Annotated in this window: 9 protein-coding genes and 1 pseudogene; 1 reads left to right on the forward strand and 9 read right to left on the reverse strand. The window is 59.3% G+C overall.

Features of this window, described 5'->3' with window-relative positions; genetic code table 11:
* Positions 1-55: 55 nt before the first annotated feature.
* The 6 genes and pseudogenes from AC07VF_RS05785 to AC07VF_RS05810 all read right to left on the reverse strand — a co-directional run.
* On the reverse strand, positions 56-940 hold the full coding sequence (locus AC07VF_RS05785; protein ID WP_346626006.1) for a manganese catalase family protein: 885 nt from the start codon (positions 938-940) through the stop codon (positions 56-58).
* Between the two features lie 351 nt (positions 941-1,291).
* Complete coding sequence (locus AC07VF_RS05790) at positions 1,292-1,555, reverse strand: PAAR domain-containing protein (protein WP_495009301.1); 264 nt, start codon at positions 1,553-1,555, stop codon at positions 1,292-1,294.
* 220 nt (positions 1,556-1,775) lie between these two features.
* The gene (locus AC07VF_RS05795; RefSeq protein WP_495009300.1) at positions 1,776-2,411 is read right to left on the reverse strand and encodes a DUF2931 family protein; all 636 of its coding nucleotides are present in this window, start codon (positions 2,409-2,411) and stop codon (positions 1,776-1,778) included.
* Positions 2,412-2,508: 97 nt separating this feature from the next.
* Positions 2,509-3,147, reverse strand: coding sequence for a DUF2931 family protein (locus AC07VF_RS05800; RefSeq protein ID WP_495009299.1), 639 nt, complete (start codon positions 3,145-3,147; stop codon positions 2,509-2,511).
* Entirely contained in the window at positions 3,144-4,751 is a 1,608-nt protein-coding gene (locus AC07VF_RS05805) for a T6SS phospholipase effector Tle1-like catalytic domain-containing protein (RefSeq protein ID WP_495031051.1), read from the reverse strand. Before AC07VF_RS05805 ends, AC07VF_RS05800 begins: the two co-directional genes overlap by 4 nt.
* A pseudogene (locus AC07VF_RS05810) lies at positions 4,737-7,073 on the reverse strand (type VI secretion system Vgr family protein); the annotation flags it as partial. The pseudogene AC07VF_RS05810 and the gene AC07VF_RS05805, both read right to left, overlap by 15 nt.
* 249 nt (positions 7,074-7,322) lie before the next feature.
* Between AC07VF_RS05810 and AC07VF_RS05815 the strand changes: the two are divergent.
* Positions 7,323-8,465, forward strand: a complete 1,143-nt coding sequence (locus AC07VF_RS05815) for a MalY/PatB family protein (protein ID WP_282367982.1) — start codon at positions 7,323-7,325, stop codon at positions 8,463-8,465.
* A 37-nt stretch (positions 8,466-8,502) separates the two neighbouring features.
* Here the strand turns inward: AC07VF_RS05815 and AC07VF_RS05820 are convergent, their stop codons facing one another.
* The 3 genes from AC07VF_RS05820 to AC07VF_RS05830 form a co-directional block, all read right to left on the reverse strand.
* A complete protein-coding gene (locus AC07VF_RS05820; RefSeq protein ID WP_495009298.1) occupies positions 8,503-9,687 on the reverse strand; it encodes an acetyltransferase domain-containing protein in 1,185 nt (394 codons plus the stop codon).
* Between the two features lie 193 nt (positions 9,688-9,880).
* Positions 9,881-11,608, reverse strand: a complete 1,728-nt coding sequence (ggt, locus tag AC07VF_RS05825; protein WP_346630380.1) for a gamma-glutamyltransferase — start codon at positions 11,606-11,608, stop codon at positions 9,881-9,883.
* Between the two features lie 160 nt (positions 11,609-11,768).
* Positions 11,769-12,449: a TIGR04211 family SH3 domain-containing protein gene (locus AC07VF_RS05830; RefSeq protein ID WP_495009297.1), complete on the reverse strand. Its 681-nt coding sequence runs from the start codon at positions 12,447-12,449 to the stop codon at positions 11,769-11,771.
* Positions 12,450-12,640: the final 191 nt, after the last annotated feature.

The raw sequence follows: 12,640 nt of genomic DNA on the forward strand, positions 1-12,640 counted from the left end.
GGTCTTGATCACATCGCCGGGAGAGCCACTACGTACCGGCCCTCCCCTTATCGCGCTACTCAGCTTTACCCTGAGCCAGACCCGAGCCAAGGTCGGCGCCGGTCATCGGTTCCGCGTCCAGATCAGACTTCAGACGCTCCTTCATCATCGTCAGGGTGACCGAGTCGTCCTCGCTCAACGTCACCGAAGCGGTACCGTCACCACCATCGACTGCCGGCTTTGGATTTTCGACGTATTCGAAATCTGCGTCGCTGTTCCACGGGCCACGTACGTTCGGCTCGCCGTTGGACATGCTGAAGTAAGTGCGGGAGAACTCCGGCATGCCTGGCAACTTGCCTTGCGGGAAGTTCGGCTGAATCGAGTGGAGCGCTTTCTCGAAGGAGATCTGATGCGCGATTTCCCGGGTCATGAGGAAGCCCAAGGCGTCCTTGATGCCTGGATCGGTGGTCACGTTCATCAGGCGTTCGTAGACGATCTTCGCCCGTGCTTCAGCAGCGATGTTCGAACGGAAGTCCGCCGTCGGCTCGCCAATGGTATCGATGTAGGCTGCGGTCCATGGCACACCGGCCGAGTTGACCAGCGGAGCACCACCGCCGTACAGCAGGCTGGTGATGTGCGAGTCATTGCCGGCGCCGTTGATGTCACGGTACAACTCGCCCTCGGCTTGCACGCCTTCGGCGAGTTTGCCTTTGGCGCCCTTGTTGAGCATCACGATGATCGAGCCAATGATTTCAAGGTGGCTCAGTTCCTCGGTGGCGATGTCCAGCAACAGATCCTTGCGACCTGGATCTTCTTCAGCCAACGCTTGGGTAAAGTAACGAGTGGCCGCAGCCAGCTCGCCCTGGGCGCCGCCGAACTGCTCCAGCAGCAAGTTGGCCAGACCCGGATTAGGCTCGGCGACGCGAACCGTGTATTGAAGACGTTTATTGTGCAGGAACATAGTCTTACTCCCTTCTCAGGCTAATTTCGTATCAGGGTTTTTAACGACAAGTTCAGCTTTCTATTGCGGCGATCTGTCAACTAAGCAGACCGCACAGATATAAAGAGACATCGCTGAAGATGTAATTCAGGAAAGCGGAAATAGACCCGACCAATGGTTTCGCGTTGAAAGTTTATAACGGTTGATAATGTGCCGACGGGCGGTTTCTCATTTCATTCGAGCTCAGATAACTACTGAAAGTCGACCACAATAGGTCTAGATCGGCGGGGCGTCACAAGGATCGACGGCATTGCGCCGTCGATCTCCCTGAATTGTTCTAGCGAGGCCCGTTGGTGACCCGCGCAGGTTTTTTCAGCTGGTAACGGCGCCCTTTGGGGCACTGGCGATAAGCGCCGCACCACAGGCGGTTTTCATGCCGTCTAATGCGACGGGAATTCCGTCGACCGTGTAGGTGCTGCTCCCTTCGGCGATGGGGAAAATGCCTTTGCATAATGGGCAACTGACGTTGTGTCCCACCCCGGCGATGGACTTGCCGTTCAGGTCGGTCTGCGGAAAGGCCTGAAGCACGACGCCGCCGTGGGTGGTGAGGTCGCCTAGGCGGATGATGTCTTTCATGTTTTGAGGCTCGTTGTTGGTTTTAGTGATTGATGCTTTGATTGCGGTGATTCTGGATTTAGTTGTTTGGCTCTACCCGTCGTGTTTCTGTCGCTATTAAGTTTAGAGAAATAACTTACTGACGAGTGGGCTGTATCGGGCGATAGTTGTTGCACTGGCCTGAGCTGCTCGGGGAGTTACAACTAAGAACGCGTCTGGAACTTTGAATGCCTATACAGTATTACCAACTTCCATAAGGGATGCCGTGTTGATCTATCCAGGCTTGTGCCGCTGGATTGGGTGCACGGTAAAACAGCCCTTTTCCGTCCTGGTTGGGGCCAAGCGGCTCGACTTTAGCTTGATAGCGGCCCACTTCTTTGAAGCTCAGGCAAGATCCGCCTAGCCAAACTTTTACAATCCCGCCGGGTGCCATGCCGAGTGTGATCGTCTCTCGATAGTCTGTTTTCCATTGCTGATTCCACTGGCAGAGAACACGCTCCGGTCTAACCATCTCTTCACGGACCCACTGCGGTATCCGGATACTGATTTTGTAAGCTTGAGGCTCTACGAGTGATTGCCAACGCAGAAGGAGTTGGTCTGGTAAGTCGACGTTACTTATGGGTTTCCCGCCAGATGTGCCCTTGTGCCAACCCTCGGGCTTACGCGTGTAACCGGCGACGCCGGCATGCACGTTGAAAAAAACGTATCCCCGCTGATCGAGCACATCGACACTTTCCACCCACACCTCCATGTGTTTGGGCGCGGCGAAGCCGATATACCACGCCGGATATGGCAGCTTGACAGGGGGGACTAAGCCTCCCGTTGCGCAGGCACTCAGGCTGATCAGCAAGCCGACCGCAAAGACCAGACGCCTCATTTGGGAAACCCATTCTGCAAATGGGAGCCAAGAACAAAGCCGCAAATGCACTAGCCGTCGCGTGCCGTGATGCTCCTTGTTAGCGCTCATCGCCGAGTTACCAACTCCCATAGGGGATGCCGTGCTGTTCTACATAAGCTTTGTTCTCCGGTTCGAGCGGGATGTACTTGCCTTTGCTTGCGCCACGGTAGGGACCGAGCGGCTCGACTTCAGCCTGAAAACGGCCAACTTCCCTGTATCCCAAACAAGATCCCCCTACCCAGACCTTAACAATCCCCCCCGGCGCCATTCCGAGGGTGAGCGCATCGCGATAGTCCTCCTCCCATTTGCTTGTCCATAAGCAAAATGCTTGCTCTGGCTTGATCATCTGATCGCGCACCCACTGCGGTATCTGAATACTAATCTTGTAGGCTTGCGGCTCAACCAAGGATTGCCAGCGCAGAAAGATACGCTCAGGAAGATCGACGTTGTTGATGGGCTTCGACTTGCCAGCACCATTTCCCCAGCCCTTTGGCTGACCGGTGTAACTCGCGACTCCTCCATGCACTCGAAAAAATCTCAGGCCTCGCTGATCGGTCACATCAACCGTCTCCACCCACACCTCCATATGTTGGGGAGCCGCCAGACCGACATACCATGCTGGATAGGGCAATTTGGGGGGCGGTGACATTGAGGGGCTCATTGCACAGGCACTAAGACTAATCAGTAATCCAACCACTAAGATCAGACGCTTCATTCTGGATACCCCTTTTGCGGGCGGTTGAGATGCACATTCCTACGATTCAGCGGTGCTGGCTTGCTTAGTAAGAAGGGGCCTCGTGGGGTCCAGTGTGCGGACAGGTGGATGTACCTCGCTCGTAGCAACGCCTCTTGCGCAGGTTCAAGGCGTACGAGCCGGTCCATCATTACCTGCTGCAAGATTTGCTTGGCGATAGGCATTAGCTCCTCTGGCACTGCGAGTTCAGGCCGCGCCTCCAGACCTTTGAATGGAACGCCGTGACGTATCCCCAGCTCACGCATAACACGCAATGCAATCAGGCTCAGTTCGCCGTGCACCGGGCGTTCGAGCAGCACTGTTACCCAGTAGTCCTCGGTGACCGACGCAGCTCTGCCGCGAGGGTTAGTTGCTGCAGGCCAGGCTTTCACCGCAACGTAGCCATCCCGGGCCACGCCTGATTCGCGCAATGCCTTGGCGTCCGCCTCTACACGAGCCCACGCGGGGTGGGACTCAACCCTTTGACCGGTCGGAACGCTGGCCTTGCAGGGTTGCGTCATCCACAACTTTTCTCGCGCGCGTGGCAGATAGCCCCCGCCGACATCGGAGTGCGCTCCCGGCAGCCCTATCTGGAGGTGCGTGTGGTGCGCATTATTCAGAGAAAAGTCGGCGCGATATTCGTCGAGGGCTTGAAGGTGAATGACCTGTCGCGCGCAGTCGGGTGGCAGGTATAGATTGACGCCACGATTAAGGTCGTTGCCAGGACTGAAGTCACCATGTAGAGGATCTGAGATGGCTGCAACGGTATCGAACAGGCCAATTAGATTGATGCTGACTTCGTAGGCTGGATCGAAATTCTTCAACAGCCCGAAGCCGCCGCCTTTGAGCAGATATTCAAATACTCCACGTTCAGGCTTTAGCAGTTCATTGGCACAATGCCGGGCAGCCGCCGCGCCGCGACTGAAACCGAAAATATCGAACTCGATTTGCTGGACGTAAACCCCAGGATTTGTTTGGCGAAAGCGCTTCAGCTCTTTCGCCGCCAAAGCTGGCGCTTCCAGAACCCGCGCTACGACACCCGTTTCACCCTGCCCAAGAGCTTGACCAACCAGCGTGGCATCCTTCCCGCCGCTGCGAGTACCAATCCCTTCTACGTAAGCGGATATGTAGGCGATCGTTTGGTCTGCCTTGAGCAGAGTGTTGCTGTTATCCGGATACAAGTCATACAAATGCGCCACATTACTCGGCGCATTCCCGTAACTGTTATTCGGCGCGCTGTTAAACGCGCTGCCGTCAAACTCCCCAAACCCATACTGCTTGCACGTCGCGGCAATGCTCTCCAGCTCTTCACTGCTAAAGGTATCCAGATCCTGCCGTCGGCAACGCTCCGTCGCCGCTGCATTGCTCTGATTATTCCCGGTCCCGTCAAAGAACAACCCAATACGCAGAGTAATTCCTTCGGTGATTTCCTCTTCCTCTTCTTCCTCCTCAAGTGTCTCGGGCTGTTCAACCGGCGCAGCATTTTTGATCATGCTCCGCTCGTAGTGAATGTTGCCGCCGCTGAAGCTGGCCCAGAATTCGTGCAGTTCGGGCGGAATATCCAGCAGCGGCGGCAGGACTGGCATTTCAACCGGCTGTTCCGCTTTCGCTTTGAAATCGAAGTGCGCGGCTTTGATGAAATAGTCGCCCGCGGTGCCGGACTCGATGCTGCACCGCTCAATGGCGAGGTAGCTGCCGCCAGCATTGAGGACGATCCGCTTCTTCGCCGTGATGTGAATTTCATCTTCGGTGCTGGTGATGTTTATTCCCTGGCGAGCGAGCAGTTCAAGCGTATCGTTCTGTGCCTGGACGCTCACCGGGCCTTCGTTGGAGATCAGTTTCAGGCCGACCTTGCGAACGAACAGGCTCAAGCCCTGGCCGATACCCATGAACAGTTTCTTGACCACGCTGATGTCGGCGTGGCCGCCCGCGTTGAGCATCAGGTTGTCTTGCGCGGCCAGTTGCAGATGTTTGCCGCTGGTCAGGGCAATGCCGTCCGGAGCGCTGAGCAGCAACACCGAGGATTTGAGCGCGTCCAGATCCTGTTTGAGCAGATCGAGTTGCGCCTGGACGCCAGCGGCATCGGCGTGACTAATGTCAGCATCTGCGGAGATTGTTTTCAGCTGCTCGCCGGCACTCTGCAAGCGACCGATTGCGGCACTCATGTCGAGCTGCTTGCCCTGCGCTTTGGCCTGGCCATCCGCGCTGATAAACACCCCACGCCCGGCCCGAATCGCACCCCAGCCATCGGTGCGCAATTCAAAGCCTTCGCCGCGCCTATCCTTCTCTTTGTCGACCAGATGCCCAAGGTTCAGCTGGCTCTTGCCGCTGTGTTCGGTGCTGAGCTTGATGTGCTCTTTGCCGCGGTCGTCTTCCATGCGCAATTTGTTATTCGCCGGCGTGCGCAGCACGTTGCGTTTGTAATCGCTGCGCAGCAACGTCACATGATCGGGATGGCGGCTGTCATGAAGCGCATGGGCGATGTACGGTCGGTCCGGGTCGCCTTGCTCAAAGGCAACAGCCACCTCGGTCCCGCAGATCAGTGGCAGGTGCAGGCCGTGGGTATCGCCTGCGTAAGGCCGAGCCAACCTGAGCCACAGACTTTCCTGACCGATTTCCCAGCTGTCTCGGTCGAACAGAAAGCTGACCTTGTAACGACCTTCACTATCAATGTGGCTATACGGATCGTTGGCCAGCGAGCTGGTGACACGGGCCGGAACAGTGCCGGCTATTTGCGGTTTAGCCAGCAAAGGCGGCCGAAAACACACACTTTCTGAATACGGAATCGCATCAAAATTCAGCTCGAAACTACGGTCCCGCGCAGCACGCAACTTCAATCCTGTAATGACCGCCCCCGGCTCAAATGCCTGGGGCGCTCCACCGGAAATCGCCAGCACCTGCGCCAATCCCAACGAAGCACTGCTGCTGACGCCACTCAGCCGAGTCTGGTTATTCAGATACCGCTCATGCCGCAACCGCCCATAGAAAAACCCGCTTTCCCCTTCTAAATCCTCATCCTGATCCAGCTTGTCGCCAAGCACCTTGTACGGCTCGGCATAGTGATAGGCCTCGCCATAGGTCGTGGAATCCCCCCGCGTCTGATCCACATCCCCATCCAGCCACGCACTCGCATCCCGATGGTGATAAGCACGAAAGTGAACGCTCTGCTCCACAACCCCATGACTGGACTGCAGCCCCCAGACCCCGTCCGCGCCACTGCTGCCCAACCCGGACTGCGGCCGAATCGGCAAGCTCACACGCGGCCGAACGTAATGCCGCTGATCATCGTGAAACTCGACGACCGCAATACCCAATCGCTCATCGTTGGTGAAGCGATACCAGATCCCCACCTCCGCCAGAAGCCGCGAGATAAAAACCAGATCACTCTCGCCGTACTGCATCACCTGCTCACGCGTCGGGTACTCCCGCACCAACGAAAACAGAAAATCCTGCCCCTCAAAATCATGCCGCGACCGCAAGATACTCTCGACAATCTCCGGCACCGACTGATGCTGATAAATCCGGAACTGCCGCCCTCGACCCAGCAACGCCAGGCGCGGCTGCAAAGTAATCTCGTATCTGGCTTCGTCAGCAGAACAGGAAAGCCGCTTGAAACCCGTCACCACCCCATGCAACGTGCGCAGCGGTTTAACCGAAGGCACCGGCAACCCACGAATCGGAACAGGCAACGTATGCGCCGCCGCATGCGTACTGAACTGCACGTCCCGCCCCAACACACGTTCAGCCCCGATGTCCTGCTCAACCGAAGTAAATTCCACGCGATACAGAAACGGCTGACTCAGCTGCTCCTCACCCTCAAACGCCAGCACATCAAGCGAGAAAGGAAGGCGATGGACAACCAGTTTATGGCGACTGTGATCGAAGAAAGGCGGCAATACGGTGATCATGAATGAGCGTCCCTGGCAGGAGAAAGCGCCCCTGACCGGTCTGCAGAAAACCGGATCAACTCGTCCATGAGAGAGGGCTGAAGCGGGCGAAGATGCGACATTTCAAAGTGTGACTCCAGAGGGGGAGACACGAAGGAGACGGTTCCAGCGGCATTTACGGAGTAATCCTACAAACCGCAAATCGACAGCAAACCCAGGCCGCCATTCTCTGGCACAATCCCCCTTTTTTCGAGCAGGACAGGCCAGAACATGGATCTGAATAACGTTTTTCAGCGCTTGAACACCGGCAGCAAAAAGTGGAGCCAGTACCCTGAAGACGTGCTGCCGATGTGGGTGGCGGACATGGATTTCCCGGTGGCAGCGCCCATTGTGCAGGCGCTGAAGAACCGTCTGGAGCATCCGCTGCTGGGCTATTCCGTGCCCCAGCAAGCGTTGCGGGAAACCTTGGTCAAGCATCTCACCGCCCGTTACGGCTGGCAGATCGAGGCGCAGGATCTGGTGTTTCTGCCCGGGGTCGAGCCTGGGGTAAACATGGCGCTCCACGCGCTGGTTTCGCCATCCAGCGCGGTGCTGGTCCAGACGCCGAACTACTCGCCGCTGCTGCACGCGCCGGCCAACTGGAAACTGCCGCGCATTGATCTGCCCTTCCATGCTGACGCTCAGGGTGAATACCCCACCGACGTCGCGGCGCTGGAACGCGCGCTGCCTGACCATGGCGCGCTGCTGCTGAGCAATCCCCACAACCCGCTGGGCAAGGTCTTCGAACGCGACGAATTGCTGGCCATCGGCGAAGCCTGCGTGCGGCGCGATGCACTGATCATTTCCGATGAGATCCACGCCGACCTGCTGTTCGACGGCCGTCAGCACACGCCGATCGCTTCCCTGAGCCCGGAGATCGCGGCGCGCAGCGTGACGCTGATGTCGGCGAGCAAGGCCTGGAACATCGCCGGTCTGAAAACAGCGTTCGCCGTGGTGCAGAACGCCGAGCTGCGCCAGCGTTTCAATGCCGGGCGGCTGGGGCTGGTGGACAGCGTCAACGCCCTGGGCCTGGAAGCCACCGAAGTGGCCTATCGCGAAGGCGGCCCGTGGCTGGAACAGGTCGTGGCATATCTGCAGGACAACCGGAATTACCTGGCCGAGGCCATCAAAACCCGCTTTCCCGGTATTACGATGAACCTGCCCCAGAGCACCTATCTGGCGTGGCTGGATTGCTCCGGCCTGGGGCTGGAAAACCCACAGCAGTTCTTCCTCGAACACGCCAAAGTCGCGCTCAGCGACGGGCTGGAATTCGGCGAGGACTGTGGCCAGTTCGTGCGTCTGAACTTTGGCTGCCCGCGGCCGATGCTGGAAGAAGGCCTGGCGCGTATGGAACGCAGCCTGCGCCGCGCCTGACGCCTTCCCGGCTAAAGCCGGTCCTGCATGGCCGTGCTTAGAAGTATTTCAGCCAGGCGATGTCCCGGCGTCGCGCCTTGAGCGCCGCGAACCAGCTCACTGCCGGCAACAGCACGACAGTGAGCACCGCGGCGCAACCCCACAGGCCGAGTACCGAGGTGAAGCCGAAGTATTGGCCTTGGGTCGTCCCCCAGATCGCCACCGCGCCGACATACAGCAGCTTGAGCACATACAAGTGCAGCAGATAGAAAAACATCGGCGCGGCGCCAAAAGTCACCAGCGGTCGCAGCCATGCCCGCCCCTGCCGCCGCTCAAGCCAGTCCAGCACCAGCAAGCCGACGCCCAGGGTCAGGCTGATGAACAGCAACGACGGCGGGTATTTGGTGACGTTGAGGACGCTCATCAGCGTGTGGGCCATGGTGTCACCCTCCACCCACGGCTTCTCGCCATAGCCGTTGATGCCGCGCAGGGCGAGAAACAGCGTCAGTGCGCCAAACCCCCAGGCGATCAGGTTGATCTCGCGCTTCTCCGCATTCGCGTCGCGGCCAAACCACGGCCCCGCGGCGTAACCCACGGCGATCACGCCGATCCACGGCAGCAGTGGGTACGAGGTACGCAAGCGCACACTGTCGCCGACCTCGATCCAGCCGCGGTCATGGAGAATCGCCCACGGAATGTGCATCGCCGAGCCCACAGTAAAATGCACGTCGTCCAGCAGGTTATGCCCGGCGATGATCGCCAGCCCCAGCGCCGCCAGCACACCGCGCGGCAATACCACCATCGCCGACAGCGCAATCATGCTCAGGCCAATTGCCCAGATGACCTGCAGGTAAATCACCGTCGGTGGAAACTGGAACGTCCAGGCGAAATTCACCAGGGTCAGTTCCAGCGCGATCAACACCAGTCCGCGCTTGAACAGAAAGCCCGCCACCGCGCCCTTGCCCGCATGCCGTTCACCGTACAGCCAGGCGGAAAGCCCGGTCAGGAACACGAAAAGCGGTGCGCAGAAATGCGCGAGGGTGCGGCTGATGAACAGATCGACGCTGGTGTGAGCGACATCCATCGGGTCGCTGACCTGGTGGTGCAGAAAGAACGTCTCGCGCACGTGGTCCAGCAACATGAAGATGATGATCAGCCCACGCAGGGCATCGATCGATTGCAGGCGGCCGGGGTGGGCGATGGACGTGGCGGGAGATTGCAGAGGGACAGACAGGGTTTGCATACGCAGTGGACTCTCGAAGCGCGATAACCGACAGGCCCATGTCAGGCCTGTAAAAAGCGAGTTATAACATAACACTTCAAGGTGTCCTGCGCGCAACCAAAATCACGCGCAGGGTGCGGCCCGAAACCACCACAATGCCTCGTCACCGGCCATGAGCACCCTGCCCCGTCCGGTGACTCGGCTGTCGCGCAGATCAATAACCGAGCGACAACCCCGTGCTGCGACGCGGATCGTTGGCGCCGTAGAAACGGTTATTACCCACTGGCTTCCCACCGAGCGAAGGCGCGCCAACGAGAATGGCAGCCAGATGATTGGCGTCCTGGGGGCCGGCGAATTTGTGGCCCCAGCTTTCCAGGATCTTTTGGGTGTCAGGGCTGACGGCGAAGGTTTCCAGGTTGGTGGTTTCCGGCATCCACTGCTGGTGGAAGCGAGGCGCATCGACTGCTTCCTGGATGTTCATGCCGTAGTCGATGACGTTGAGCATGGTCAGCAAGGTGGCGGTGATGATGCGGCTGCCGCCCGGAGTACCGACGACCATCACCGTCTTGCCGTCCTTGGTGACGATGGTCGGGCTCATCGACGACAACGGCGATTTGCCCGGGGCGATGGCGTTGGCTTCGCCCTGAATCAGGCCGTACATGTTCGGCACGCCGACCTTGGAGGTGAAGTCGTCCATCTCGTCGTTGAGGATCACGCCGGTGCTGCTCGCCATCACCCCAGCGCCAAACCAGTCGTTGAGGGTGTAGGTGACGGACACCGCGTTGCCCCATTTGTCGACGATGGAATAGTGCGTGGTGTTGTTGCCTTCGTGAGGCGCGACGCCGGGTTTGATGTTCTGGGAGATCCCGGCTTTCTGCGGTTCGATGGCGGCCCGCAGCTTGGCGGCATAGTCGCGGTCGAGCAGATGGCTGATCGGGTTTTTGACGAAGTCCGGGTCGCCCAGGTAGCTGTTGCGGTCGACGTAGGCATGACGCATGGCTTCAATCTGGTAATGCAGGCCCTGGGCGGAGTGATACCCCAATTCCTGCATCGGGTAGCCTTCGAGGATGTTCATGATCTCGCAGATGACCACGCCGCCGGAGCTCGGTGGCGGCGCCGAGACCACGTGGTAGCCGCGGTAATCACACTCGATCGGCGCCAGTTCGCGGGTCGCGTACTTGTCCAGATCCGCCTGGGTGATGATGCCCTTCCCCGCCTGGCTGGAATCGACGATGGCCTTGGCCACCCAGCCCTTGTAGAAACCGTCGCTGCCTTTGGCGGAGATTTCCTTGAGGGTTTTGGCGAGGTCTTTCTGCACCAGGGTGTCGCCGACTTGAAGCGGCTGGCCCTTGTTCAGGAAGATCGTGCCGAGGTCTTTGGCGTCGGCCTTGAACTCGTCGGTGGCGGTGCCGAGCAGGTCAACGTCTCCCTGCTCCAGGGCGAAGCCGTTTTCAGCGAGCTTGATCGCCGGGGCAATGACTTCGGCGCGTTTCTTGGTGCCGTATTTGCTCAGCGCCATTTCCATCCCCGACACCGTGCCGGGCACGCCGACGGCCAGGTGACCCTTGGAACTCAGGTCCGGCACGACGTTGCCGTCCTTGTCCAGGTACATGTTGGCGGTGGCCGCCAGCGGCGCTTTTTCGCGGAAGTCGAGAAAGGTCTTGCGCCCGTCTGCCAGCTGGATGGTCATGAAACCGCCCCCGCCCAGGTTGCCGGCGGCGGGATAGACCACGGCCAGCGCATAGCCCACGGCGACTGCCGCATCGACTGCGTTGCCGCCCGACTTGAGCACGTCAACGCCCACGTGGGTGGCCAGGTGTTGCGCGGTGACGACCATGCCGTTTTCAGCGGCAGCCGGGGCCACGGAAGCGGCGTGAGCGCAGGACAGACCTAGGATCAGCGCCGTCGCAACGAGGGACTGGGCGAAGGGTTCGAACTTCATGGGCGGTTTCTCTTTTTCTTGTGATGGGGGGACAGCGTGGGCAGAGGGTGCCCCGCACTAAACTAGCGCATGGGGGGAAAGTTGCCAGTGAGCGTTAAAAACCCGGCAGGGTAAATGCCGGGCTCGGTGCGCGTAGATGCAGGACAGCGCTGAGTCTGCTTCAGAACCAGCGATCGTTGCGCTTGCGGCCCTTGGTCAGGGACGGGAGGATCAGGCCCAGCAACAGGCCCGCGCCAGCGATGCTGCCGCCGTAGACCATGTAGCGCATCAGCACCTGATTGTTCTCGTCACCCAGTTTCGCCTGGGTGGTGCGCAAGTCGGACTGGGCGCTGGCCAACTGCGCGTTCAGGTCCTTGGTGCGGGCCTCAAGCTCGTCGACCAGTTTCTTGCGCGACTCGAGGGTTTCCTGCATGCCCTGAACCTTGGTCTTCCAGTCGTCGTCGATGGTCTTCAGTTGCGCGCTGAGATCCGCGGCTTTCTGCGTCAGTTGCGGCAAGCGCTCGGCCTGCCCCGGTACTTCCTGCAGGTCAGCGGTGGGAATCCACACGTTATCGCCGGCGCTGCCGCGCACCTGGCTGTAGTCGCCCTGGGTATTGATGAGCTCGACTTTCTGCCCGGATTTCAGCGTGCCGACGATGCGATAACCGTCGGTGGGGCCACTGCGCACGTAAGTGCTGAGTGTGTCGCTGACCCAGCGGTCCTTGCTCTGCGTTTCGGCGTGGACCAACGGGCTGGCAACGGCAACGGACAACAGCGAGGTCAGCAGGCCGGCTAGCAAACGGCGTCGAACGCCCGGCACAGGGGTAAAGCGAAAGGAAACATCGGAGGGAGAAATTGGCATGGATAATCTTCGACAAATTGAAAAGAAGGCCGGTGGGCGGGCCGCATGCAAGGGAATCACGCCTGGTCGGACAGCGACGAACAACGCGCTGCAACTGCTGGAATAGGCATCTGGCGCGGGCGAAATTCAGCCGGACGTCGAAGGCCGTGGCCCCAGCGTACTGCGCGCGCAGTGGTCAACAGACCATTCAA

This window comes from Pseudomonas sp. GW821-FHT02H06 (assembly GCF_059421525.1).